The sequence below is a fragment of the Spirochaetota bacterium genome, assembly GCA_004297825.1.
Classification (GTDB): domain Bacteria; phylum Spirochaetota; class UBA4802; order UBA4802; family UBA5368; genus FW300-bin19.
The window spans coordinates 1-24,043 of record SCSX01000031.1; the positions used below are offsets into that span (position 1 = coordinate 1).

General features: G+C 59.7%; 25 protein-coding genes. 11 read left to right on the forward strand and 14 right to left on the reverse strand.

Annotated elements, in window-relative coordinates:
- Nucleotides 1–229 precede the first annotated feature (229 nt).
- From EPN93_05890 to EPN93_05915, 6 genes are all read left to right on the forward strand, one after another.
- Complete coding sequence (locus EPN93_05890; GenBank protein TAL37221.1) at nt 230–439, forward strand: DUF1573 domain-containing protein; 210 nt, start codon at nt 230–232, stop codon at nt 437–439.
- A 33-nt stretch (nt 440–472) separates the two neighbouring features.
- Nucleotides 473–628, forward strand: a complete 156-nt coding sequence (locus EPN93_05895) for a DUF1573 domain-containing protein (GenBank protein ID TAL37222.1) — start codon at nt 473–475, stop codon at nt 626–628.
- A gap of 1 nt (nt 629) precedes the next feature.
- Entirely contained in the window at nt 630–2,768 is a 2,139-nt protein-coding gene (gene glgX / locus EPN93_05900; protein TAL37223.1) for a glycogen debranching enzyme GlgX, read from the forward strand.
- Between the two features lie 121 nt (nt 2,769–2,889).
- Nucleotides 2,890–4,509, forward strand: a complete 1,620-nt coding sequence (locus tag EPN93_05905) for a hypothetical protein (protein TAL37224.1) — start codon at nt 2,890–2,892, stop codon at nt 4,507–4,509.
- A 296-nt stretch (nt 4,510–4,805) separates the two neighbouring features.
- The gene (locus EPN93_05910) at nt 4,806–6,026 is read left to right on the forward strand and encodes a cyclic nucleotide-binding domain-containing protein (GenBank protein TAL37225.1); all 1,221 of its coding nucleotides are present in this window, start codon (nt 4,806–4,808) and stop codon (nt 6,024–6,026) included.
- Nucleotides 6,004–8,082, forward strand: a complete 2,079-nt coding sequence (locus tag EPN93_05915; GenBank protein ID TAL37226.1) for a hypothetical protein — start codon at nt 6,004–6,006, stop codon at nt 8,080–8,082. Before EPN93_05910 ends, EPN93_05915 begins: the two co-directional genes overlap by 23 nt.
- Here the strand turns inward: EPN93_05915 and leuD are convergent.
- From leuD to EPN93_05930, 3 genes are all read right to left on the reverse strand, one after another.
- Nucleotides 8,079–8,597: a 3-isopropylmalate dehydratase small subunit gene (gene leuD / locus EPN93_05920; protein TAL37227.1), complete on the reverse strand. Its 519-nt coding sequence runs from the start codon at nt 8,595–8,597 to the stop codon at nt 8,079–8,081. The two genes, EPN93_05915 and leuD, sit on opposite strands and share 4 nt — an antisense overlap.
- Nucleotides 8,598–8,616: 19 nt before the next feature.
- Nucleotides 8,617–9,876 carry a 3-isopropylmalate dehydratase large subunit gene (gene leuC / locus EPN93_05925; GenBank protein ID TAL37228.1) on the reverse strand — a complete coding sequence of 420 codons (1,260 nt, stop codon included), beginning with the start codon at nt 9,874–9,876 and terminating at the stop codon, nt 8,617–8,619.
- A gap of 98 nt (nt 9,877–9,974) precedes the next feature.
- Nucleotides 9,975–11,603, reverse strand: a complete 1,629-nt coding sequence (locus tag EPN93_05930; GenBank protein TAL37229.1) for a hybrid sensor histidine kinase/response regulator — start codon at nt 11,601–11,603, stop codon at nt 9,975–9,977.
- A gap of 28 nt (nt 11,604–11,631) precedes the next feature.
- Between EPN93_05930 and EPN93_05935 the strand changes: the two genes are divergently transcribed.
- A complete protein-coding gene (locus tag EPN93_05935) occupies nt 11,632–12,540 on the forward strand; it encodes a 2-dehydropantoate 2-reductase (GenBank protein ID TAL37230.1) in 909 nt (302 codons plus the stop codon).
- A 107-nt stretch (nt 12,541–12,647) separates the two neighbouring features.
- On the opposite strand, the gene EPN93_05940 is transcribed toward EPN93_05935, so the two are convergent.
- A complete protein-coding gene (locus EPN93_05940) occupies nt 12,648–13,127 on the reverse strand; it encodes a hypothetical protein (GenBank protein ID TAL37231.1) in 480 nt (159 codons plus the stop codon).
- A gap of 265 nt (nt 13,128–13,392) precedes the next feature.
- Between EPN93_05940 and EPN93_05945 the strand changes: the two genes are divergently transcribed.
- Both EPN93_05945 and EPN93_05950 read left to right on the forward strand, forming a co-directional pair.
- Entirely contained in the window at nt 13,393–14,178 is a 786-nt protein-coding gene (locus EPN93_05945; GenBank protein TAL37232.1) for an enoyl-CoA hydratase, read from the forward strand.
- 263 nt (nt 14,179–14,441) lie between these two features.
- Nucleotides 14,442–15,014: a flavodoxin family protein gene (locus EPN93_05950; protein ID TAL37233.1), complete on the forward strand. Its 573-nt coding sequence runs from the start codon at nt 14,442–14,444 to the stop codon at nt 15,012–15,014.
- 70 nt (nt 15,015–15,084) lie between these two features.
- Here EPN93_05950 and EPN93_05955 read toward each other — a convergent pair whose 3' ends face one another.
- From EPN93_05955 to EPN93_05975, 5 genes are all read right to left on the reverse strand, one after another.
- Nucleotides 15,085–15,513 carry an amino acid-binding protein gene (locus tag EPN93_05955; GenBank protein ID TAL37234.1) on the reverse strand — a complete coding sequence of 143 codons (429 nt, stop codon included), beginning with the start codon at nt 15,511–15,513 and terminating at the stop codon, nt 15,085–15,087.
- Between the two features lie 92 nt (nt 15,514–15,605).
- Nucleotides 15,606–16,148, reverse strand: coding sequence for a 2-oxoacid:ferredoxin oxidoreductase subunit gamma (locus EPN93_05960; GenBank protein TAL37235.1), 543 nt, complete (start codon nt 16,146–16,148; stop codon nt 15,606–15,608).
- Between the two features lies 1 nt (nt 16,149).
- Nucleotides 16,150–16,902: a 2-oxoglutarate oxidoreductase gene (locus EPN93_05965; GenBank protein TAL37236.1), complete on the reverse strand. Its 753-nt coding sequence runs from the start codon at nt 16,900–16,902 to the stop codon at nt 16,150–16,152.
- Nucleotides 16,899–17,951, reverse strand: coding sequence for a 3-methyl-2-oxobutanoate dehydrogenase subunit VorB (gene vorB / locus EPN93_05970; GenBank protein TAL37249.1), 1,053 nt, complete (start codon nt 17,949–17,951; stop codon nt 16,899–16,901). The genes EPN93_05965 and vorB overlap by 4 nt, the downstream gene beginning before the upstream one ends.
- 7 nt (nt 17,952–17,958) lie before the next feature.
- Nucleotides 17,959–18,180 (reverse strand): 4Fe-4S dicluster domain-containing protein, encoded by a 222-nt coding sequence (locus tag EPN93_05975; GenBank protein TAL37237.1) that lies wholly within the window; start codon nt 18,178–18,180, stop codon nt 17,959–17,961.
- 324 nt (nt 18,181–18,504) lie between these two features.
- On the opposite strand from EPN93_05975, the gene rimI reads away from it, so the two are divergent.
- Together rimI and EPN93_05985 are read left to right on the forward strand one after the other, a co-directional pair.
- On the forward strand, nt 18,505–18,948 hold the full coding sequence (rimI, locus tag EPN93_05980; GenBank protein TAL37238.1) for a ribosomal-protein-alanine N-acetyltransferase: 444 nt from the start codon (nt 18,505–18,507) through the stop codon (nt 18,946–18,948).
- A gap of 2 nt (nt 18,949–18,950) precedes the next feature.
- Entirely contained in the window at nt 18,951–19,547 is a 597-nt protein-coding gene (locus EPN93_05985; GenBank protein TAL37239.1) for a YihA family ribosome biogenesis GTP-binding protein, read from the forward strand.
- A 78-nt stretch (nt 19,548–19,625) separates the two neighbouring features.
- On the opposite strand, the gene EPN93_05990 is transcribed toward EPN93_05985, so the two are convergent.
- The 5 genes from EPN93_05990 to EPN93_06010 all read right to left on the reverse strand — a co-directional run bounded on the left by EPN93_05990 (nt 19,626) and on the right by EPN93_06010 (nt 23,901).
- The gene (locus tag EPN93_05990; protein ID TAL37240.1) at nt 19,626–20,843 is read right to left on the reverse strand and encodes an LL-diaminopimelate aminotransferase; all 1,218 of its coding nucleotides are present in this window, start codon (nt 20,841–20,843) and stop codon (nt 19,626–19,628) included.
- An 85-nt stretch (nt 20,844–20,928) separates the two neighbouring features.
- Complete coding sequence (locus EPN93_05995; GenBank protein TAL37241.1) at nt 20,929–21,720, reverse strand: SDR family oxidoreductase; 792 nt, start codon at nt 21,718–21,720, stop codon at nt 20,929–20,931.
- A 39-nt stretch (nt 21,721–21,759) separates the two neighbouring features.
- Nucleotides 21,760–22,368, reverse strand: a complete 609-nt coding sequence (locus EPN93_06000) for a flavodoxin family protein (protein TAL37242.1) — start codon at nt 22,366–22,368, stop codon at nt 21,760–21,762.
- A complete protein-coding gene (locus EPN93_06005) occupies nt 22,359–22,970 on the reverse strand; it encodes a hypothetical protein (GenBank protein TAL37243.1) in 612 nt (203 codons plus the stop codon). Before EPN93_06005 ends, EPN93_06000 begins: the two co-directional genes overlap by 10 nt.
- Nucleotides 22,954–23,901: an aminodeoxychorismate synthase component I gene (locus EPN93_06010; GenBank protein ID TAL37250.1), complete on the reverse strand. Its 948-nt coding sequence runs from the start codon at nt 23,899–23,901 to the stop codon at nt 22,954–22,956. The genes EPN93_06005 and EPN93_06010 overlap by 17 nt, the downstream gene beginning before the upstream one ends.
- Between the last annotated feature and the right edge of the window lie 142 nt (nt 23,902–24,043).

Here is a 24,043-nt window from a genome sequence, read left to right on the forward strand (position 1 = left end):
GCGAATATTGCGTTTCTCATATTAATGGATGTTCTCAGCATTCCGTGTTCTCCGAATAAAGAATGGAGCGTCTGAAATGTATACGGAGGAGGGGCGAAAAATAGTAACATTTTCACCCGGTCACCTTTCAGAACACCCGGATTTTAATTCGCATCCATGACCGGAGTCCCCTGAATTCCCCGAAAAAAGCTTGATGTTTTAGAGCCGCGCGGGTACATGCTTATTCCGTATGAAGATCGTTGCGAAAATTTCGCGCGCATGTCTCTTCGCCTGTATCGCAGTATTCCTGAATGCAGCATGCGACGCCCCCCGTATCCAGTTTGCCGAGCAGGAGTTCGATTTCGGGACCGTCGCTCCAAAGGCCGCGCTCACCCATGTCTTCACCTTTCGGAACACGGGGGCCGGCACGCTCACCATCACGAAGGTGAGCCCGGGTTGAGGCTGCACCTCCGTCCTTCTCACCGAGAAGGACATCCCCGCCGGCGGCGAGGGCAGGATTGAGGTGGGACTCACCGCGGCGGCCAAGGCGGAAAAGATGTCCAAGACGGTGACGGTTTATACCAATGACAAGTCGAATCCCAAGCTGTATCTCAAGGTGATCGCCACCGTAACCCTGCAGGGACAATAGCATGGCCGGCCCCGCGTCCCCGGCCCGCGTCACGCTGCCGGGTTACCCCCTTCCCCTTGGCGTCAAGCTCGACCGAAACGGCGCCCAGTTCTCCCTGTTCTCACGCAACGCCACGGCGGTGAGTCTCGTCCTTTTCGCAGCGGACAACGGCATGACCGAGGAGATTGCCTTCGATCCGCTCAGGAACAGGACCGGCGATATATGGCATATCTGGGCGGAGGGGATACGCGAAGGCCAGCTCTACGGCTACCGGATTGACGGGCCGTATGACCCAGAGCGGGGCTTTCGCTTCAACAGGAACAAGCTGGTGCTCGACCCCTACGCGCGCAGCGTGAGCGGCAACTTCAAATGGGACCTTTCCGACGCCCGCGGATTCGACACCGCTCACCCCGTGCAGGACCTCTCCTATTCGACTGTAGACAGCGCCCCGGGGGCGCCCAAATGCGTCATCGTGAATACGGACTTCGACTGGTTCGACCGTCAACTGGGCACCCCGATGAAGGACACCGTGATTTACGAGCTTCACGTAAAGGGCTTCACCGCGCACACCTCGTCCAAAACGGATTACCCCGGCACCTTTCGCGGGCTCACGGATAAAATTCCCTATATGAAAGAATTGGGTGTGACCGCGGTGGAGCTCATGCCCATCCAGGAGTTCGACGAGGAAGAAAACGTAAACGTCAATCCCCGCACCGGCGAAAAGCTGAAAAACTACTGGGGCTACAGCACCATCTCGTTCTTCGCCCCGCGCGGCCGCTTCTCGCACAGCGGGCGCATGGGAGAACAGTACCAGGAATTCAAGGAGATGGTGTACGAATTCCACAAGGCGGGCATCGAGGTGATCCTGGATATCGTCTTCAACCATACCGCCGAGGGGGATCACCTTGGGCCCACCCTGTGCTTCCGCGGAATCGACAACACGGTGTATTACATGCTCCAGGAGAATCGCCGCTTCTATAAGAATCTCTCGGGCTGCGGCAACACCTTCAACTGCAACCATCCCTTCGTACGCGACTTCATCCTTGACTGCCTGCGCTACTGGGTGATCGAGATGCGGGTGGATGGCTTCAGGTTCGACCTGGCGTCCATCCTGGGACGCGACCAGGAGGGTAACATGCAGGCGAATCCTCCCCTCCTGGAGCGCATCGCCGAGGACCCGATCCTGCGTAACGCAAAAATCATAGCAGAGGCCTGGGACGCGGGAGGGGCCTACCAGGTTGGCGATTTCCCCGGGCGTTGGGCCGAATGGAACGGCAAGTACCGCGACGATGTGCGGCGCTTCTGGCGCGGGGAGTCCGGGAGCGCGGGCAGTTTCGCGACCAGGCTCATGGGAAGCCGCGACCTTTATTTCGGCAAGCAGAGTCCCCTGCACAGCGTGAATTTCATCACCTGCCATGACGGCTTCACCCTGAACGACCTGGTCTCCTACGCCCGGAAGCACAATAAGGAAAACGGGGAGGAAAACAGGGACGGGGAAAATTACAATATCTCGATGAACTTCGGGATAGAGGGAGCCGCGGCTACCCCGCTCGTCGAACGGTTGCGCGCCCGTCACGCGAAGAACCTGCTCGCCACCCTGTTTCTCTCACAGGGAGTGCCCATGCTCCTCGCGGGCGACGAATTCCGACGCACCCAGCGCGGCAACAACAACGCGTACTGCCAGGATAACGAGATCTCCTGGGTAGACTGGAGCGGCCCCCAGAGGCACGAGGGAATCGCCCGGTTCACGCGGCTTATCATGCGATTCCGCAGGGAGCACCCCCTGCTCCGCCGCGGCGACTTCTTCACCGGTGAAGCGTACGGAGGCCTCTCTTCGCCGGATGTCACCTGGCACGGGGTTAAAGCCTGGGAGCCGGACTGGAGCGACGACAGCCGGTTCACCGCGTGCATGCTGAACGGGGAATACGCGCGCCTTGAATCGGGCCGTTCGTGCCCCGATATCTACATGGCCTTCAACGCCTCGCTCTGCGGGCGGTTTACCCAAATCCCCCCTTCCCCCTCCGGCGCCCGGTGGCGGCGCGTGGTCGATACCTCGCTGCCCTCGCCCGCGGATATCCTGGAACCGGGGACAGGGCAGCCCCTGGAGGGAGACCGCTACTACGTGCAGCGCCTTTCCGTGCTCGTGCTGGTGGCCCCGTAAAGGAAAATGCGGCTCACTATTAGCCGTACGACGGCCGAAAAGATATACAGGCGGACCTTTTCAGGCGCGCCCGTTGCGTATTTTCTGCCGGGCGCTCCTCGTAAGGCTATATTATAAAGACATGAACATTGCACTGATTATCATCCTGCTCGTTATCCTCATCATCCTCGCGTGGGCGCTGTTCAGCACCGACGACCTCAAGGTCGAACGGGAAAAGCAGGAACAGCCCAGGTCCGATATTCTCCTGCGAAGACGCGCATCGGACAAGGAGATAGAGGAAAACTACCCGGAGGAACGAAAGTTCACGCGGCGCGCGACCGACCCCCCGGAATCCGCGCCGCGCACGGAAGTGGACGAGGAATTCAAGCTTCCCTATCCCACCGATGAAATCATAAACGAAAACTCGCGGTTCAGGGTATATCGGCGCACGCTCATGAACGCCGAAATCTACGCCAAGAAATCCGATTTCAACACCGCGGTCTCCCTCTACGAGGGTGTGAACGCGCGCATCAACGACCTCGAAACGAACCACAAGATCGAGGCGAACATCGAGTACCTGAAAAAGTACAGGGAAATGCTCGATACCCAGCGCAAGGAGAAGCTCGCCGAACCAGTTCAGCCGAAGCAGTCCCGCGAGCTCAGGATATCCCTGGACGGACCGCTCTCCATACCCGACCGGATACAGATAGGCCTCACCGCGCCCGCGGTTCAGCAGCCCGTGGTGATCGATATCAACGGCATCGCCGACCAGATCACGGCCAAGATCAGGAGCGAGATCGCGGCCGGGATGGAGAAGGAGTCCCAGGCGTCCCCCGTCCCCCTGGACGACGAGGCCTTCGACGCGTACCAGGCGAAGCTCGAGGAGCTCGAAAGCGCCGTCGAGGATCTCAAGACCAGGGAGCGCGCGCAGGAATCGATCTCGCGCCCGACGATTATCGAAGCGAAATACGAATCGCCCATCCCGGTCGTGCTGGACCCCAAACCCATACTCGACCTTCTGGAGCGCCTCCCTGCCGCCCGCGCAAGGTCCGACCGTGAAGCGCCCGTGGAGGATCGGCCCCGGCCCCGGCCGGAACCGGAGCGTCGCGAAGAGGCTCCCCGGCGGACGCCCCGGCCGGAGCGCAGCGAGGAGCCCGCCACCGTCCGTCCCGCGGAACAGACGCGTGAGGACCGTACCGAGACTCTCACCCGCAAGGAAGAGGACGACGAGGATGACTGGCTGCTGAAAAAGGACTACGACAAGGACGAGGCCTCCTCCGTCGACGAGCTTACCGACGAGGATATTTTCGCGAAAATCCTGGAGGACGACAGCGCCAAGAAGAAGCAGGACTACGAGATCCTGGGGGACAGTAAGGAAAAAGAGGAATCCTCCTACGATGTCGACGATCGGGCATTCACGATCCGCCAGCAGGAAGACGAGCGGTTCTACGAAAAGTTTCTCAAGAACACCAGGCGCAAGGCGCGCGAGCTTCCCGTTCTCAAGGTGAGCTACGATTTTTCGAAGCTCCCCGACGAGTTCAGTCTCGCCAGGGAAAAGAATATACTCGAGTATTCGTATTACAAGTACAAGCCCATGCTCGACCGCGCGAGCGAATTCATCCGCCGCCGCAAGGTGAAGGACGCCATCAATTATTACAAGGTGGTCATGTCCCAGAACATCCCGCCCGAATTCAGGTCGATGATCCGCAAGAATATCGGCGATCTCACGGAGTACCTCGAGAAGTTCCTCTCTACCGACTGAAAATTAACCTCCTCATCTCGTCCCATCCCCCTCTCTCCCGGTCCTTTGGTAAGGCATTTTCAGGAACCATTCTTTCCGGGCGGGTCAAATAAACAGGTACCCGGGAATAAAATTCTTGAAATGACTTGCTTTTCTACCGAATTTAATTATAATCAGTCCCATTTAGGAACTGCCCCCGGGGTACAAGACGTTCAGCCGCCCCGGGCAGCGCGGAGCCGTGTAACGGAGCCGCGGCGCAGCGGTGGCAGGATGAACGTGTGCTGAACGACTCCCAACGCGCAGGGTAAAGGGGCAGAATGGTTTCCACCCAGTTCAAAGTAGAAAGTTATATCGAAAAGTCCTTTATCACCGTTGAAGGGAAAAGAGACTCCAACAATTTCTACATAGTCAAGAACGGCAAGGCGAAGGTCATGAAGGAGAACCCCGTGGCCGGCGAGGACCCGTTTTCCATCCTGGGTCCGGGCGACTTCTTCGGGGTGATATCATGCATGAGCGGGCACGCGAGGATCGAAACCGCTGTCGCCCTTACCAACGTTTCGCTTATCTCGGTCGAGCGCGAGCAGTTCGGCATTCTCATCCAGAAGAACCCCGCCGTCGCGATGAAGATAATCCGTTTCTTCAGCAAGAAGCTCAGGGATTTCGACCAGGCCATCACGCATCTCACCTTCAAGACCACCGCGGAGGAGGACCCGGAACACCTGTTCAGCACCGGGGAGTACTATCTCAAGAAGCGGATACTCAACCATGCGACCTACGCGTTCCAGCGCTACATCCAGTACTGCCCCAACGGGCCCAACCGGGACAACGCCATCCAGCGCCTCAAGGCGTTGAAGGCGGCGCTCAAGGTCCCCGACAGCCCGCAGAACGGCGGGATGAACCGCAGCTACCGCGACAACACGATGATATTCTGCGAAAACGAGCCGGGAAACGAGCTCTATATCATACAGGCGGGAAAGGTAAAGATCACCAAGCTCGTCGACGAGGAAGTCCTTCTCGCGGTGCTCAAGCCGGGGGATATCTTTGGCGAAATGGCGCTGCTGGAGAATCGTCCCCGCAGCGCGTCGGCGATCACCTTTGGCGACGTGACACTTCTCGCGATCAACAAGGCCAATTTCGAAAACATGGTGCAGCAGCAGCCGCAGCTCGCCTCCAGGCTCATCCAGCTCCTCTCCGAGCGCATCTGGACGGCCTACCGCCAGCTCGAAAACCTTATGATCAAGGATCCGCTGGGGCGCATCTACGACACCCTGCTCATACAGATCGAGAAGCAGAAAATCAAGCTGCAGCCCAAAACCCCGCACAATTTTGAGTTCGGTCTCAAGGAGCTCTTTCACATGGTGGGCATTCCCCCCGAGAAAGCCGAGGCGCTCTCCGTACAGCTCCTGGAGGACAAGCACATCAGGCTCGAAGACGGCAAGATTCTCTGCTCCGACATGGAGGAGCTCGAGAAAAACGTCCAGTTCTATCGCAAGAAAGCCGTAATGGAAAAGAAACGTGAAGAGCGTAAGAATAGTTAAATATGCACTCCTTGCCCTGACATTACTGCTCGCCATCTCAGCAACCGGCATCTTCCTCGTTTACCGTTTCTACCCCAGGGAGAATATGCTCGTCCTCCTGAACGCGAAGGCCGAGGAGGCGCTCAAGTGCAAGGTCAGGATCGAGGGGCTCGATTACAGCCTGCGCGGCATCGTGCTGCGCGGCGTGACCGTGTACGACCCGGAAGGCCATTGCGGCGAGGTGCTCGTATCGGCGGAACGCCTAAGCCTGCGATTTTCCCTTTTCAGGCTCGCGCTCTACCGGCGGTTCGATCTCAACCATGTAAGCGCGGAGAAGCTCTTCCTGAACATCTGCTTCAAGGACGGCGTATCCAACCTTGAGCGCGTCGCCCGGGGACTCAAGAGCGACGAGACGTCGTCCATCACGACCACCATCGAATCGATCGCGCTCGAAAACGCACGCATAAGCCTCAAGAACCCGCCGCGCAAACTCAAACCGCTCGAGGGCGAATACGGCATCGATGCTTCCCTCGAGTTCCTGGAAAAAAACAGGCTGCGCTTTTACGATTGCAGCATAGTGCTTCCGGCGGGCCGCGGGATCGTAAAACCCGCGGTTACGCTCGCGCTGGACGGCGGGTTCGAGATAACGGGCGAAACCGGGCTCACGCAGTGCTCTCTGCTCTGGGTGTATACCTGGGGGAAAAACCTGTCCCTCCCCTTCCTCGACGTGACCGGACGGGTCACCGGACTCAAGATCACCGAGGCCGCGGTCGAGGGCTCATTGAAAGGCGTTTCCACGCTGGCGGGCGGAAAGCCCCTGGAGGTAAACGGGGGCTGCCGGGTGGATATAGCCGGCGAGACCGTGTCGCTGCTTAATATCGAGGCGCGGTTTCTCTCGACATCGTTGGTCGTGAACGATTTTCTTTTCAACTTCTCGGGCGACGTTTTACGCTTTAAAATCGGGGGGATCGATGCGCGCCTTGCCGAACTCCCCCTCGCGCTGAAACAGGCGCCCGCCGGGCTTTACGGAACGGTCCGCGGCGAGCTGGCCTTCAGCCAGGGACGCTACAGCGGCGTGATCGAGACCGACGCGGGCTATGACCCCCGGCGGCGGATCGTCAGGGATCTGAAATTCAGGGCGGTGATCGCGAACAGCGTCATCGAACCCACGCCCGCGACACTTCTCCTCTACGACCAGCCCGCGGAGCTCGTGGTATCGAGCACGGACGGGAATTTCAGGAAGATAAACCTTAATGTGAACATGCGGGAATTCGTCTACCCGGCGCAGGGGCAGGAAGACGCGGTCCCGCGCGGCACCGACGAAACGCCCCCGATCCGCCTGCCGCTGGAGATCCAGGGGCACATAGGCGCCGATTCGGTCCAGGTCGACAAGGTCGCCCTCACGAAGTGCTCGCTCGATTACCTCTTCACCGCGGGAAAGCTCGTCGCCGAAAATATCTCGGCGCAGATGTTCGGAGGGGAGATCAAGGGTAAGGGGGGGCTGGACCTCTCGATGGATAAGCCCTATGTTCACTTCAACGTGGGTTTTTCCGGGGTGAAAACCCAGAACGTGGGCCGGCTCACGGAGAACTTCCGCGACCGCGTGTTCGGGACCGCGTCCGGCAGTGTGGACCTCGCCTTCAGCGTACAGCCGGGCGTGCAGGTACTCGATTCCGTAATGGGGAAGATCGAGTTTTCCATAGACCGCGGGAAGCTGGTCAACACGGGAATACAGAACGGCCTTGGGGTCTGGCTCGAGGAGCTCAAGTACAAACTTACCGACCTGGAGTTCAACAAGGTGTACGGGAATTTAACCCTGTCGGGCAAGTCGTATCAGATCAATTCGTTCATGTTCAACTCGCAGGATGTACGCATAAAAATGGACGGGAGCTTTACGAGGGAACTCGAGGGCGATATGAAGATCGACCTGGAATTCACGACCACCTTCATCCAGGACCTTCCAAACCCCGCCACGCTCGCCCTGCTCTCGAAATACAAGCGCGACCGCTGGTACGTGATCCCCTTCCAGGTGAAGGGCAGCATCATCGAACCAAAAAACTACGTGCGTATATTCTAGCCCCGCCCGCGCCCCTGTTCTTTTCCCTGCAGCTCGCTCCTCACCTTGTTCATGAGTCCTCCCTTGGAGATGAGGTCCTGCATGAACGGCGGGAATGGTTTGGATTTATACGATTTCCCTTTCGTCCTGTTGAAGATTTCGCCCGAATCCAGGTCCACCTCTATGCGGTCGCCCGGGGCTATGTCGAGCGCCGCCTCGCGCGATTCGACGATGGGCAGCCCTATGTTGATGCTGTTGCGGTAGAAGATGCGCGCGAAGCTGTCGGCGATCACGCACGAGAGGTGCGCGGCCTTGATGGATATGGGGGCGTGCTCTCGGGACGATCCGCACCCGAAATTTTTCCCGGCGACGATAATATCGCCCTTAGCGATCTTTCGCATGAAGTCGGGATCGGCGTCCTCCATGCAGTGTTTCGCGAGCTCCACCGGATCGCTCGTGGTGAGATAGCGCGCCGGGATGATCTCGTCGGTATTGACGTCGTCGCCGAACTTCCACGCGTTTCCTGTCAGTTTCATGGCGTCCTCATTCCTGGGTTTATTGTAATTCGTCCGGGTGCGCGATCCTGCCGAGCACGGCCGACGCCGCGGCGACCGCGGGATTCGCGAGGTACACCTCGCTCTTGGGGTGCCCCATGCGTCCCACGAAATTCCTGTTGGTGGTAGCCACGCATTTCTCGCCTTCCGCGAGTATGCCCATGTGACCGCCCAGGCACGGACCGCAGGTGGGGGCGGAGACCACTCCCTGGGCGTCTATGAACACGTCGAACAGGCCTTCCTTCATTGCCTGCCGGTATATCTCCTGGGTCGCCGGGATCACGATGAGGCGCACATCCCTGTGCACCGTGCGCCCGCGGAGAACGGCTGCCGCCTCGCGCAGGTCCTCGATGCGCCCGTTGGTGCACGATCCTATCACGACCTGGTCTATGAGCACGCCGCTCTCGCGCGCCGGTTTCGTGTTCTCGGGAAGATGCGGGTAGGCCACGAGGGGCTCTATCCGGGACGCGTCGTATTCCCTCACCTCGGCATAATTCGCGAGTGGATCGCTTTCATACGCCTGGAAGCCGCAGGTGCTGCGGGATTTCACGTACTCGATCGTTTTCCCGTCGGCCGCGAAGATCCCGTTCTTGCCGCCGGCCTCGACGGCCATGTTCGCCATGGTGAGCCTGCCCTCGACCGAGAGCCCGGAGATCGCGTCGCCGGAGAATTCCATCGCCCGGTATAACGCACCATCAACACCTATGTCGCCGATAGTGTGCAGTATGAGGTCTTTCCCCGACACGTACGGACGGAGGGTCCCCTTGAAGACGAACATCATGGATTCGGGCACCTTAAACCAGGCCTTCCCGGTCGCCATGGCCGCGGCCATGTCCGTGGAACCTACCCCGGTTGAGAATGCCCCCAGCGCCCCGTAGGTGCAGGTATGCGAATCGGCACCCACAATGAGCATGCCCGGCCGCACCAGTCCCAGCTCCGGCAGAAGGGCGTGCTCTACCCCCACGCGTCCCACGTCGTAGAAATGGAGTATCCCCTGGGCGCGCGCGAAATCCCTGAGCACCTTCACCTGCTGGGCGGACTGAATGTCCTTGTTGGGCGTGAAGTGGTCGGGGATGAGCGCGATCTTCCCGGGGTCGAACACCCTGTCGATGCCCAGCTCGTTGAACTCCTTTATCGCGATGGGCGCCGTGATGTCGTTGCCAAGCACGAGATCCACCGACGCCTCGATGAGATCGCCCGGCTCCACCCGGTCACGGCCGCAATGCGCCGCAAGAATCTTTTCAGTGATGGTCATTGCCATAATCTACCTCGTGCACGAACATTCGATGAGGTGCGTCCGGAAGGGACAAGCGCCAGTGGTACAAAAGCGGGAGGAAAAAATCAAGTGAGTTTTACCGATTATATCTTTTTCCGGCGCAGGCCCAGGACCTCGGACACGGCGCGGAAAAGGTCGTCCAGTCCAAAGGGCTTTACGAGCACCCGGTCCACCAGGCCCTCGTCGGCGGCGCCCAGGACCATGTGGTTTCCCGAAATGAGAATGACCCGCGGCCTGGTATCGTTGAAGGCAAGTCCGCCCAGTACGTTCCAGCCGTTGATATCGGGCATCTGAATGTCCAGGAGGAGAAGCTCCACCTCGTTGGCCGCGAGATACTCGAGCGCCTGTGTGCCGCTGTAGAGGGATACGGCGTCGGCGCCCTTGGACGCGAGCGCCCGGGTGAGAAGGTTGTTAAGGTCCTCCTCGTCATCGACGACGACGATCCGCTTCCCGGTGAAGTCATACCCCTTGAATTTTCCCTGGACCTCCTTGTCTACCTCGCTTCCCGTATCGATGGGGAGGCGAATGATGAAGGTGGAGCCCCTGCCCGCCTCGCTCTCCACCTCGATGGTTCCGTTGTGGTCGTGGATCACGCCGGCCGCCACCGAAAGCCCCAGGCCCGTCCCCGGAATGTGCGAATGGCCCAGGGGGCCCTTCGTCGTGAAAAAGGGCTCAAATATCCGGTCCTGCAGCTCGAGGGGAATACCCGGACCAAAGTCCTGGATCTTCACCACGGCAAAATCCTCTTCCTTGCCCGTTTCGATTCGAAGCTTCTTCTCCTGGCTGTACAGCATCGCATGGCGCGCGTTGATTATGATGTTCATGAACGCGAGGCTGATCTTGTTCTCGTCCAGGAAAAGCTCTTCTATGGGCTCTCCCTTCGTAATCTCGACCTCTATGCCCTCGGACAGCAGCTCGGGACGAAGTATCCTCACGCAGTCGTCGAGTATATTCTCGATCCGTATGAGCACCCGGCGGGAGGGCTTCTTGTTGGCGAAAATGAGGAGCTGGTCTATAAGATGGCTCGCGCGCTTTATGATCTTGAGTATGGTGGAGAGATCGTCCACTCCCTGCTCCGAGAGGATCTCCTGCGCCAGGACGAGCTCGACGAGCCCGAAGATGCCGGCGTTCATGTTGTTGAACTCGTGCGCGATCCCCGCGGTAAGCGTGGTGATGGTGAGGTTTTTCTCGAGCTCGACGAGCTTCTCGCGCGCGAGGAGGTCCTTGTCCATTACCACGTGCAGGTACACGGTCTCCCCACCCTCGGTCTCAGCGGGGACCACCCTGCAGCGCACCTCTTCCTCACCGTTCTCGACGCGTATATTCTGCCGCACCGTTTCGATCCGCCCTACCCCGGGTGCCCTGCCCGTGCGGATGGGGCAGCCATCCTCGCGCTTCCCGCAGTTGACGAACACCTCCTCGCAGTATTTGCCGACGACGTTCCGGTCCCTGTAAATCCTGCGCGCGTAGGGATTGAGTTCGAGTATTTTTCCGTTACGGTCGATGATCACCGCCACGCTGGGAATCGAGTTCAGGACGTGCCGGTAATCGAATGTGAGCTTGTTCTTCATACCATGTAAATCCAATACACTAATGTTATACCCCGTTGCCCATAAATCCACAAAATAACGTTCCTCCCGGTTAAATTTAGGGAGCCGCGCGGCCGCCTGCACGGCGTCATTAGTGTTGACAGTCGTGAATACGGACCGCATAATCGCGGGCGAAAGGGGAAATTGATCGATGATACCGGGAATAGCCGGCGGCGGCGCGATGGGGGCGCTCTTCGCGTATTTTTTCCAGCGGGCGGGTATGGAATGGCGCCTGTACGAAACCTCGGATGTGGTGAGGAGATCCTTCCGGCAGGGCGTCAGCGTGAAATTCGGGGGGGCTGATACGCTCCTCGCGGGAAACGTGTCCGGCGACCCGGGGATACTGTCCGGCTGTGGAATGGTGCTCCTGTTCGTAAAGAGCTATTCCACGGCGGATGCCATCGCAGCCATTGCCCCGTCCCTCGATCGCGACGCTGTCGTGGTGAGCCTGCAGAACGGGCTCGGAAACGCCCAGGTGATCGCCCGTGCCGTGGGCACCGGCCGCCTGGTATACGGGTCCACAGTGATAGGCGCCGCCAAGACGGACCCCCATACCGTCGTTCACGGCGGCGGGAGCAGGGTCACCATAGGAGGCGCGAACGCGGACGCGACCGGGCGCGTGGATCGCGCGCTCACCCGCGCGGGGCTGGACGTCATGGTGAGCGCAACGCCGGAAGAGATCGTGTGGCGCAAGGCGATCATAAACGCGGCGATCAACCCCCTGGGAGCCCTTCTGGACGTGCCCAACGGCGCGCTGCTCGATCTTCCCGGGGTGGCGGATTTGCAGGATGCAATCGTCACGGAGGCCGCGGCCGTCGCCCGGGCGCGCGGGCTCGGGTTCGATACCGCTTCGTTGCGGCGGGAAGTCAGTGAGGTGTGCGCCTCGACCGCGAAAAACCTCTGCTCCATGCTTCAAGACCTGCGCGCGGGCCGGCGGACTGAGATCCAGGCTATCAACGGCGCTATTGCCGCTTTCGGAGAAGAATCGGGGATACCGGTTCCGTACAACCGCGCGCTCACCCTGCTGGTGCTGGCAAAGGAGTCTGCCAGCAGCCGATAAGCGCGCGCTTCCGGAAGGGCGTACTGTATATGAATTATTTTCCGGGAAGATGGGCGTGCATGGGCATACCTCACTCCTGGTTTGGTGTGCGCGCGGACGAAAGATGCTTAATGTGAAGCGGTGCGGCGGAGTATTTTCGTGGGGGAGGCCCTTTTCGGGTGGTTTTCGGTGTCTCCCCAGTAGAATTCCCAGCACAGTATGCCCCCTGCGCTCCTTTGGCCGATGGCATAAGGGGGGAACCGAACATAATTATGCCTTCCGGCTGAATCGCACAGCAACTCGTGCAGGTAGCGCTTCGTCGCGATGGCTACCAGATGCGAGACCGAGAACCGGCTCAACTTACGGAAATCCGAGGCGAACTCATTCTCGTTCTTCCTGAAGCAAATAGGAAAGCAATGCCATCGTTTCCAGGGATCACGGGGCTGATACCTCACCAAAGTAAACCCTCCCTGAAACCGGTCAATATCGCGCAGAACGCGCTTCAGGAGCATGATGACGACCGCCTGGCGAGTTGTTCCAAGCTTTGCCGCGGCAAGGGCGATATTCACGAAGACGATGTGGCTCATGTTTATAGAAGTGCGAAGCATTCCGTATCCTCCGGGATAAAACTGAGCGTCCCAAATAGATACGAATGGGAAATGAAAAATATGAACGGTTTTCCCGTTTGGGAACGCCCGAACATTAATTCACACCCGGAAGATATATTTCAGCGACAGATCACGCCCTTGCCGGATCGGCCTTGCCGGTTAAATTGTGTTTGACACAACCGGTTTTCTCGATGAGCGTTCAACAGGCACAAGCAAATCTTTTCACGCTATTTTCATCACCCACTTTTAATAAAGGAGCATCTGCATGAGCGCGCAAAAATTCTGCGATTATACCGTTGACGAGTCCGGTGTCGCCGTCATGACCATCAACAATCCCCCCATGAATACCCTGAGCCAGCCCGTGCTCGCCGATATCCGCGACGCGATCGTCCGCGCCAACGCCGACAAGGCCGTGCGCGCGGTCGTATTCACCGGCGCGGGCAAGGCATTCATCGCCGGGGCCGAGATACGGGAATTCCTCGACAGGAACACGAAGAAGGACGGCGCCGAGTACCTCGTGAACGGCCAGGAGGTCCTGAACCTGATCGAGAACTCGGACAAGCCCTACATCGCCGCGATCAACGGCTTTTGCCTGGGTGGCGGCATGGAGACGGCGCTGGCCTGCCACATCCGCCTCGCCGACGAAACCGCGCAGATAGGGCTTCCGGAAATCAAGCTCGGCATCATCCCCGGGTACGGCGGCACGCAGAGGACCACGCGTCTCGTGGGCAAGGGGCGCGCGTACGAGCTCATCCTGTCGGGAAATTTCATCAACGGGAAACAGGCCGAGCTTTACGGCGCCGTGAACCGCGCGACTCCCAAGGGAGAGGTTCTGGAAGAGGCAAAGAAGCTCGCGAAGACGATCGCCGGGAAGAGCCGCGTGAACGTGAGCCGCGCTATGCGCGCCATCAAGGAAGGGCTTTCGATGGAAATGACCACCGCGTTGAAGTTCGAACGCGAGCTGTTCGGCGAATGCTGCGAAAGCGACGACAAGCGCGAGGGCACCACGTCGTTCCTTGAGAAACGGGAAGCGAAATTTACGGACAAGTAGGGACGCGATTTATCGCGTCCCCGCGCGATTTATCGCAGCCGGTGTTCACCGATCTCGAAATTCAGGGACGTGGAGCATCGATCCCCGGCCGCAAAATGTGTAGAGATGCGATTAATCGCGTCTCTACACATTTTGCGGCACCCACGATTTCTCGGGACTCCCGGAATCAGCCATGTTTTCCCAGACCAAAATCCGGCTTGAAATTAGATGACGCCGTGATTCACTGATCCGATCTTCTTACGCCAATCCAAGAGAGGTTGCACATGACCGTCGAACAGAAAAAAATCCTGATGCTCCTGGGGAGCCCCCGGAAAAACGGAAACAGCACGGCCCTGGCCGCGCGGCTCGCACAGGGTGCGGAATCCGCAGGTGCCGTGGTGGATTCCTTGTACATCCATGGCATGGACATTAAGCCGTGCCAGGCTTGCTGGAAATGCCAGTCACCTGATTCAAAAGGGTGCGTCATCAAGGACGACATGCAGCAGGTCTTCCCAAAACTGATCGAGGCGGACGCCTGGGTCATCGCGACTCCGGTGCACTGGTTCAACATGTCGGCGCAGACAAAATTATGGATGGATCGATGCTTCGCCCTGGCGCGCTACGGAAAGCATCCATTCAAGAAAAATGCGGGGATCGTCATTACCTACGGCGACAGCGATCCTTTTAAATCGGGCGCGGTGAACGCAATCCGCTGTTTCCAGGACTCGTTCAACTATACGGGAACAACCATCGCCGGCGTAGTGTATGGAAGCGCAATGAACCCCGGCGACATCGAGGCCAATACCGGGGTCATGGAGGAGGCGGAAAAGCTGGGGATGAAACTGGCGGCAATGTAGGGGTTGTAAAACCGGTCCGGCGTAGAGACGGCCCACCGGGCCGTCTCTACGCCGGACCGGTTTTTATGGTTTACGACTTGTAAATCTCGGTGCTGTAGGTTTTCACCCAGTGCTTCTTCAAGACTTCCTTGGCCTCGACGATCTTGTCCACCTCGAGAATCATGATGGCCTCGTCGCCGCGCAGGTTTATAAAGGGGTACATGGCTTCGATGTTGACCCGGGCCTCCAGTAACGGGCGCAGCACGGCGTTCAGGCCGCCGGGATGGTCGGGGGTGGCGACCGCGATTACCTCGCGCGTGGTAACGGTCATGCCGCTGTTCCTGAGCACCGCCTCGGCGCGCGGGGGATCGCTCACGATCAGGTGAACCTGGACCGGCGTGAGCACCGAGGACGCCATGATCGCCCGTATGTTTATCTGCTCCTTCTCGAGGATATCGCAGAGTTCGTTCAACTTTCCCGGCTTGTTCTCGAGCGCGACACTCACCTGGGTTATCGGCATATCAGTCCTCCTTGCGTATCGGCGTCGTGCGCGCGGACGCGCTTTTATTTAGTGAATGTGCGTCCCGGGTCTTCCGGCGATATCGGACCCCATTACTTCCCGAACGGAAATCCGTCGTAGCCTTCTTGGATGGCCTTGATCGTGACCTCCGCGAGCTTCTTCTTCTCGCCCATCAGGTACTGCACGCTCTTCGCGAGCGCCTCCAGCTTTATCACGCCGGTGAGCTTGATAAAGGCGCCCAGTATCACCATGTTGGACGACCGGATGTTTCCAAGCTTCTTCGCAATGTCGTTCGCGGGCACGGGATAGACGTCGATATCTCCGCGGAAGGGCATATCGGGCACCAGGTTGGAATTGTACAGGAGCTGCCCACCCGATTCCAGGCGGTTCCCGAACGTCTTCGCCGAGGGCTGGTTGAGCGCCACGACAAAATCCGGGGCCGACGCGACCGGAGAGGCGATCTCCTCGTCCGATATGCTGATCGTGCAGTTGGCGGTGCCGCCGCGCACCGCGGCGCCGTACGCGGGAAGGTAGGTGACGTTGTAGTCGTCGTACATGGCGGCGTTGCCCAGTATGTTGCCCATCGTGAGGACGCCCTGTCCCCCGGAGCCCGCGAACATTATCTTTACCAGCATGTCAGGCCCCTCCCCCGCGCTTGTCCGTGAGCACGCCCAGGGGATATTCCTTCGACATGACCTCGGTCACCCAGTCGAAGGATTCTTTGGGTGTCTTTTTCCAGTTCGTGGGACAGGGCGAGAGCACCTCGATGATCGAGTAGCCCAGCCCGTCCACCTGCACCTGGAAGGCGGTGCGGATCGCCTTCTTGGTCTTCTGGATGGCCGCGGGGCCGTTGACCGCAACACGCTCCGCGTACACCACGCCGGGAAAGCTCGCGACGACGTCCGTGATGTGAAGCGGGTATCCCTCGAATTTCGGGTTGCGCCCGTTAGGCGATGTCGTGGTCTTCATGCCCACGAGGGTGGTGGGCGCCATCTGGCCGCCCGTCATGCCGTACACGGCGTTGTTGATGAAGATTACCGTAATGTGCTCGCCGCGGTTCGCGGAATGTATGGTCTCCGCCGTGCCTATCGCGGCGAGGTCGCCGTCCCCCTGGTAGGTGAATACGAAAAGCTCCGGGCGCACGCGCTTGATGCCGGTCGCCATGGCGGTGCCCCTGCCGTGGGCCGATTCCAGCATGTCGATGTCTAAATATTTGTAGGCGAGTACGGCGCATCCCGCGGGGTTCACGCACACGGTCTTTTTGCCCAGATCCATCTCATCGAGCAGCTCCGCCACGATGCGGTGGACGATGCCGTGGCCGCATCCCGGGCAGTAGTGACTCACGACGTCCGGCTTATGGTACTTTGGATATTTATTGAGCAGTTTCATGACATTCCCTTCAGCTTGAGCTGGTATTCGCGGTAGAGGATGCGCGCGAACTCCGCCGGCGTGGGGACGACGCCCCCGGGCCTTCCGTGAAAGTGCACGGTGCCCTTGCCCTCCAGCGAGAGGAGCACGTCCTCGAGCATCTGTCCCGTGCTCATCTCGAACACCACGAAGTTCGTCACGCGGCGCGCGGTCTCCTGGAGCACGGCCTTCGGGAAGGGCCACAGGGTGATGGGCCGGATAAGCCCCACGGGCACGCCGTCCTTGCGCACGCGCTTGATCGCGGCCTTCGCGATGCGCGCCGTGGTGCCGTACGCGATCGCGACGATCTCGGCGTCCTCGGTCATGTATTCTTCCCAGCGGGTCTCGTTGGCGGCGATCTCCTGGTACTTGCGCACGAGCATCCAGTTATGGCGCTCCATTTCGGTCGCGTCCAGGATGAGGCTCGCCATGTAGCGGCTGGGGCCCGTCCCGCGGCCACGAAGCGCCCAATCCTTCTCGGGGAGCTTTTTTATGGGCTCCGGGAATACCACCGGCTCCTTCATCTGGCCGAGCATGCCGTCGCCCAGTATCATGACCGGGGTGCGGTAGTGATCCGCGATATCGAATGCCGCGTAGGTGAGATCGGCGACCTCCTGGACCGATGCCGGTGCAAGCACGGGGGTCCGGTAATCCCCGTGGCCGCCGCCGCGCGTCGCCTGGAAATAGTCCCCCTGCGCCGGCGCGATGTTGCCCAGCCCGGGCCCGCCCCGCATCACGTTCACGATCACGGCGGGAAGCTGGAAGCCGGCAAGGAACGATATCCCCTCCTGCTTAAGGCTTATTCCCGGGCTCGAGGACGACGTCATCGCGCGCGCCCCCACGGACGCCGCGCCGATCACCATGTTGATGGCCGCGGTCTCGCTCTCGGACTGGAGGAACACGCCCCCCTTCTTGGGAAGGTGCTCGGCCATGTACTCGCCCAGCTCGTTCTGCGGGGTTATGGGGTAGCCGAAATAGCTCGTGCACCCGGCGCGTATCGCCGCCTCGGCGAACGCGTGGTTGCCGCTCATGAAAACCTTATTCTTCACCGTACACCTCGATCGCGATCTCCGGGCACACCAGCGTGCACACCAGGCATCCGTTGCACTCGTGTTCCGGGTCCGCCTCCGCGAAGTAGTACCCCTGCACATTGAGCTGGTCGGCCGTGCGTAGCGCCCCCCTCTTGCAGTATTCGATGCAGAGGCTGCACCCCTTGCAGAGCTCCGACTTGACGACGACTTTGCATTTTGTCTTGGTCATAGGGACATTTCCAGGTTGGTTTTCAGTAAATGTATCATGGTTCATGCATATTTCAAATTATATGCGCTTCTGGCAAGTAATGTATGCTCGGCGGTTTTGTCAAATCTTTTTGAGTTCGGGGGTCCGATGCGCGGGAAGGCGTGAATCGATGCCATTGCTCGTCCGTGCTTCACGGAAACAGGAGATAGGGGGATGGGACGAGATTGATGAGATGAAAGGACTGGGATTACGTACCGTAGAGGCGCGATTAATCGCGCCTCTACGGTTTCCCGGGAAATAATTTTTCTTTGACAACAACACCGTCCATGACGGCACAATGGCGGCGTGACCGGATCCACGCACCTCATACGGCGCGCCGAGGCGCGCGACATGGACGCGATCCACGAGATCGAAGAAGAATGCTTCACCGCGCCCTGGAGCAGGAAGAATATCGAGCACGAGCTTTCGGTTTCCTATTCATGGTTCCTGGTCGCGGAGAGGTCCGGCGAAATCGCGGGCTATATCATCGCGTGGGACGTGAAGGGGGAAATCCAGCTCAACCACATCGCGGTGCGTCCCCGCGCGCGCAGGAGCGGAATCGGCCGGATGCTCGTGAAGGCGCTCGTGGACGGCCTTTCCGCGCAGGGCGCGTCGAGGGTGCTCCTCGAGGTCCGGTCACGGAACGAGGAGGCACTCGGCTTCTACCGGGCACTGGGCTTCGTCGAGAACGGACGCCGCAAAAACTACTACCACGACGACGACGCGTTACTCATGGAGAAGGTTTTATAAGAATGGCCGATAAAGCAGTATATTTGAAGAGCGCGTTTCGCCCGGCGGATTTTCCCGGGCTCCCCCACCCCGAATTCGCGGTGATGGGGCGTTCCAACGTGGGAAAATCGTCGTTCCTGAACATGCTGACCGGCGTACGGGGCCTCGTCAAGGTGGGCGCGAAACCCGGCGTCACCAAATCCGTGAACTTTTTCATCCTGGAGGGCCGGATCACCCTGGTCGACCTTCCCGGATTCGGCTACGCAAAGCTGCCTATGGAGCTCAAGAAGCAGTTTCTTCCGCTCATCAAGTCCTATATATCGGCACGCGACCGCATTCGCCTCGTGTTCCTGCTCATCGACATCCGCCGCGAGCCCGGGGACTTCGAGCGGGAAATGATCGCCCTGCTCACGGAGCGCGGGATTCCCATCGCGATCGTCGCCACCAAGTGCGACAAGTTTTCGCGCGGGAAGCGCCTGACCCGCAGGCGCGAGATCGCGAGTGCGCTCGATATCGGCGTCGATTCGGTATTTCTCTCCTCAGCGGAAACGGGCGAGGGGAAAAAGGAACTGCTGGGGTTGATTAAGGAATATGCAATCACTAAAGACAAGGACGTGTAAGAAAGGGAGATGGGGGGATCCGGCAAAACCGTAGAGACGTCCCGTCGGGACGTCTCTACGGTTTTGCCGGATGAACGTCTAAAGCCTCGAAATTCGCTGCATCGCCTCGATCACGTTTTCACGGCTGTTGAACGCACTGATGCGGATAAAGCCCTCGCCGCACTTGCCGAACCCCTCGCCGGGCGTACAGACCACGCCCGCCTTTGAAAGCATCTGGTCGAAAAATTCCCACGAGGGTTTCCGCGTATTCACCCAGATGTACGGGGAATCCTGGCCGCCCGTGCATTCGTAACCCAGCGCGGTCATTTCCGTACGCACCAGGCGCGCGTTTTCCAGGTAGTAATCGACAATCTCCACGACCTGCTTCTTCCCCTCCGGGGAATACACCGCCTCGGCGGCACGCTGAACCGGGTAGGAGACGCCGTTGAACTTGGTCGTGTGCCGTCTGTTCCATAATGCGTGAATGAACTGCGCGTTGCCTTCCGCGTCGAACGCCCTGCACTCTTTCGGGATCACCGTGAACGCGCAGCGCGTCCCCGTGAAGCCAGCGGTTTTCGAGAAGCTCCGGAACTCGACGGCGACCTCGCGCGCGCCCTCAATCTCGAAAATTGAGCGCGGAAGGGTTTCGTCGCGGATGAAGGCCTCGTACGCGGCATCGTAGAGGATGAGGCTCTTATGCGTGTGCGCGTACTCGACCCAGGAACGCAGGCGATCATGCGTAATAGTCGCGCCCGTGGGATTGTTCGGAAAGCACAGGTAGATGAGGTCGACCCGTTCCGCGGGCATATCGGGCACGAACCCGTTGTCGCGGGTGCAGTCCATGTAGACGAGCTTTTCATAGCGCCCGCCCGCGTTCGCGCCCGCGCGCCCCGCCATCACATTGGTGTCCACGTATACCGGGTAGACAGGATCAGGAACCCCGACCACGCAGTCCTGCGCGAAGAGCTCCTGGAAGTTTCCGGTATCGCATTTCGCGCCGTCGCTTATAAAGATTTCGTCCGCCGATATTGTCGCGCCGCGGGAAAGGAAATCGTTCTCGGCTATCTTCTCGCGGAGAAAATCATACCCCTGTTCAGGGCCGTACCCCTTGAATGAATCCGCGCGCGCCATGTCGTCCACGCCATCGTGGAAAGCCTTGATGATCGCCGGCGGGAGCGGCACGGTCACGTCGCCGATTCCCATACGGATAATGCGCGTTTCTGGGTTGGCCTCCTGGAATGCCCCCACCCTCTTTGCGATTTCCGAAAAAAGGTACGATGATTTCAATGCGCGATAGTTCTCGTTGATCCTGATCATAATCCGTCTCGTCTCCTCCAAACGCCTCTAAGCCTTAATCTCCATATCTCTTTCTTACACGCCTGTGTCTCTACGAGATCACCGTCTACATGAGCCCCTTATACATCCCACCGTCGATGAGGATGGTCTCCCCGTTTATATACCCCGCGCGCTCCGATGCGAGAAAGGCCACCAGCGCGCCGAATTCCCGGGGCTCGCCTATGCGGCCGAGCGGGATATTCTTTTCCATGTCACCGCGCACCTTGTCAAACGAAATATTCTCCCTTTGCGCGCGCTCGCGGAAAAGTGACTCGACGCGGTCGGTCCGGATGTAGCCGGGGGCCACGGCGTTCGCGGTAATCCCGAACTGCGCGACCTCCTCCGAAAGGCTTTTCACCATGGCCACCACCCCGACCCGCGACACGTTCGAGAGCACCAGGTTCGGCAGGGGCTGCTTCACCGTGATCGAGGTCGAGGCGATGATACGCCCCCAGCGCTGCTCCTTCATCGCGGGAAGAAATGCGTAGACCAGGCTGAGCGCGCTCATGAGGCTCGTTTCGATAGCATCGCGAAAGTCCCCGGGCCCAAAGTCCTTCATCATGCCGGCGGGAGGTCCCATCGCGTTGGTAAAAAGCACGTGCGCCGCCCCGTAGGTGTCCCGCACCTTCCGGGCGAACCCATCGACTTCATCCTGTTTCGTGACATCGCATACCGCGTCGAGTATCTCCGTTCCGTATGCCTTACGGATATCCTCGGCCGTCGCGCGTATTCTTCCCGCGTCGCGCGAGCAGATGGCGAGCTTCATCCCTTCCGCCGCGAGTTCCTCGGCGACCGCGCGTCCCAGTCCCTTGCTCGCCGCAGTCACCACCGCAACCTTTCCCTTCAATCCAAGGTCCATATCTGCCCTCCCCATCCGGGCGTCCACGCGCCCCGTATTTCAGTTCCCCCCGCCGACCGGCGGGAAGCAGGCGTTCACCGTCGCTTCCACTTCATCGAGCCATCCGGCGCGCTGGGCCGGTGTGCTGGTTACCACCACGTTGAAAACCTTCCGGTGAAAGTCCGTTATGCCGCAAAATCCGAATATGCAATCTTTCCAGATGCGCTCCAGCGGGTCTCCGAACACCCCCCGCTCGCGCGCGTCCGGCGTATCCGAGGTATTGAATACCAGCCCGGTCTTCCCCGCCAGGAGTCCCACCGGCACCCCTTCGCCGGAATCGCCGTCGGTGAACTCGTAGGCGACACCGGGGCGGATCACCCTGTCGATCCAGCCCTTAAGCACCGCCGGGGGCATCCCCCACCAGTTGGGATGCACCACGATCAGTCCGTCGGACACCCGGAGCTCGGCGCAGTGTTCGTCCACGGAAGGGGTCAGATGCGCGTCTTTCCGCATTTCGCGCCCCTGCAGCAGGGGGTCGAATCCTTCGCGGCACAGATCATGGAAATAAATTTCATGCCCTCCGCGCGTGAGCGCCTGGAGCGCCCTTTGTGCAATGGCCGCATTAAGGCTTTCGGCGGAAGGGTGCGCGAGGACCACCATCACCCGCATATCGGCCCCCCGATTATCCTTTCCATGGAGATATCCATGTCGCCCGGATCGAGCATGCAGTTGATGCACCGGGCCGCCCGAAAGCGCGAGAGATCGCGCTCGCGTATGTCTTCCTCGAATAGACTGCCCTGGGCGAGCAACCCGGCCCGCCTTGTTCCCTCCAGCAGGGGCTCCGCGGGGGTCACCCAGCGCGCGCCGTCGAAAAACGCGATGTTGCTGAACGAGGTGTCCGTGACGAGGCCGTGCTTCACAATGAGGATGTCGTCGCAGCCGTTCCGCAGCGCGAGAAGAGCCTGGAGGGCGGACTTGTCCGCGTACTTATGCGAGTACTCGATCGTGTCGGAGCGCACCAGGCGGAGTGACCTCACGGTGCGCCTCGTGTAGTGCGCGAACTCGATCCGCTCGATGTCCGCGCGATAGAGCACACGACATTTCACCAGTCCCGCGCGGAATTCCTCCGGGACACGCACCATGGCGCGCAAATCCACGTCGCCGCCGCATCCAAACAGCGCACGCCGGGACCGGTTCATCCGCTCGTTGTGCAGGTGAGCGTTAAAGAGCGCGCCGTCCTGCACCCGGATCGATTCAAGCAACAGGGACATAAATTTTTCGGACCATCTCCTCGTATTCGGCGCGGGGATCGCTGTACACCGTGATTCCGCCCCCGCTTTTATAATAGAATTCGTTTCCTTCCTGCCCGATGAACCGGATCATCACCGCGCTGTCCAGCGCGTTGCCGTCAAAAATTCCGAAAACACCGGTATAATAACCCCGGGAATAGTCCTCCACCTCGGAAATAATTTCAACAGTTTTCTTCTTGGGCGCGCCCGTGACGGACCCCGCGGGAAGAAGCGAGGCGACGATATCGCCGATACGCGCATGGTAATCGCCCGGAAGTTCGCCGCACACCTCGGAGCTCGTTTGGATGATCGCGCTCCTCCCGGCCAAAATGGGTTCCGCATACCGGAACCGTTCGACCCGGACGTTGCGCGCCACGATGGACAGGTCGTTACGCAGCAGGTCGACGATAGTCAGGTGTTCCGCGAGCTCCTTTTCGTCGGCAAGGAGCGTCTCCCGCGCGCCCGGTATGGATGCATCAATAGTACCCTTCATGGGAAAAGCGGCGATTTTTCCCGCCTCGATCCTGATAAAGCATTCCGGTGAGAATACCACGAACCTATCGGCCCACCAGAGTCTGTACCGCGCGCGGCTCAGGAAAAATATTTCCCTGAGCCCCGCTCCCGGCACGACGGGCGTCCTGAAGGTCAGGTTTGCAAGGTAGCTGTCCCCGTCGCGAAGATGGCGCTGAAGCCGGTTGAAGGATTCCATGTATAGATCGTACGCGACGGGACTGCTCGCAAGCGCAACGGGACGGCCGCCGCGTGCATCCGTTTCGCCGCAATTGCTGATGCCGCCCGCCGCGTAAAGAATGCGCCGGGGATCCACCGCGGGAAGCGGCAGCACGGTGGGATGGCGCATTTCGTAATCGATGATGAACAGGAAAGGGATGCGCGAGGCCCCAAGCCGGTTCATTTCATTTATCCACATGACGATACCCGCCTGCCTCCAATGCACCCGCACCTCATCAATGAGCATGGGCGGGTGATTATTTCAACCACCACGCGCGCGCCCATGCCGGGCGCACCCAAATAAAGAGAGGGGGCGATTGCCCCCT

Coding starts and splice junctions, on each gene's coding strand:
- EPN93_05890 (TAL37221.1), top strand. CDS start 230: ATGAAGATCGTTGCGAAAATTTCGCGCGCATGTCTCTTCGCCTGTATC.
- glgX (TAL37223.1), top strand. CDS start 630: ATGGCCGGCCCCGCGTCCCCGGCCCGCGTCACGCTGCCGGGTTACCCC.
- EPN93_05905 (TAL37224.1), top strand. CDS start 2,890: ATGAACATTGCACTGATTATCATCCTGCTCGTTATCCTCATCATCCTC.
- EPN93_05910 (TAL37225.1), top strand. CDS start 4,806: ATGGTTTCCACCCAGTTCAAAGTAGAAAGTTATATCGAAAAGTCCTTT.
- leuD (TAL37227.1), bottom strand. CDS start 8,597: ATGAAACTGACAGGAAACGCGTGGAAGTTCGGCGACGACGTCAATACC.
- leuC (TAL37228.1), bottom strand. CDS start 9,876: ATGGCAATGACCATCACTGAAAAGATTCTTGCGGCGCATTGCGGCCGT.
- EPN93_05930 (TAL37229.1), bottom strand. CDS start 11,603: ATGCGGTCCGTATTCACGACTGTCAACACTAATGACGCCGTGCAGGCG.
- EPN93_05935 (TAL37230.1), top strand. CDS start 11,632: ATGATACCGGGAATAGCCGGCGGCGGCGCGATGGGGGCGCTCTTCGCG.
- EPN93_05940 (TAL37231.1), bottom strand. CDS start 13,127: ATGCTTCGCACTTCTATAAACATGAGCCACATCGTCTTCGTGAATATC.
- EPN93_05945 (TAL37232.1), top strand. CDS start 13,393: ATGAGCGCGCAAAAATTCTGCGATTATACCGTTGACGAGTCCGGTGTC.
- EPN93_05950 (TAL37233.1), top strand. CDS start 14,442: ATGACCGTCGAACAGAAAAAAATCCTGATGCTCCTGGGGAGCCCCCGG.
- EPN93_05955 (TAL37234.1), bottom strand. CDS start 15,513: ATGCCGATAACCCAGGTGAGTGTCGCGCTCGAGAACAAGCCGGGAAAG.
- EPN93_05960 (TAL37235.1), bottom strand. CDS start 16,148: ATGCTGGTAAAGATAATGTTCGCGGGCTCCGGGGGACAGGGCGTCCTC.
- EPN93_05965 (TAL37236.1), bottom strand. CDS start 16,902: ATGAAACTGCTCAATAAATATCCAAAGTACCATAAGCCGGACGTCGTG.
- vorB (TAL37249.1), bottom strand. CDS start 17,951: ATGAGCGGCAACCACGCGTTCGCCGAGGCGGCGATACGCGCCGGGTGC.
- EPN93_05975 (TAL37237.1), bottom strand. CDS start 18,180: ATGACCAAGACAAAATGCAAAGTCGTCGTCAAGTCGGAGCTCTGCAAG.
- EPN93_05985 (TAL37239.1), top strand. CDS start 18,951: ATGGCCGATAAAGCAGTATATTTGAAGAGCGCGTTTCGCCCGGCGGAT.
- EPN93_05990 (TAL37240.1), bottom strand. CDS start 20,843: ATGATCAGGATCAACGAGAACTATCGCGCATTGAAATCATCGTACCTT.
- EPN93_05995 (TAL37241.1), bottom strand. CDS start 21,720: ATGGACCTTGGATTGAAGGGAAAGGTTGCGGTGGTGACTGCGGCGAGC.
- EPN93_06000 (TAL37242.1), bottom strand. CDS start 22,368: ATGCGGGTGATGGTGGTCCTCGCGCACCCTTCCGCCGAAAGCCTTAAT.
- EPN93_06005 (TAL37243.1), bottom strand. CDS start 22,970: ATGTCCCTGTTGCTTGAATCGATCCGGGTGCAGGACGGCGCGCTCTTT.
- EPN93_06010 (TAL37250.1), bottom strand. CDS start 23,901: ATGAACCGGCTTGGGGCCTCGCGCATCCCTTTCCTGTTCATCATCGAT.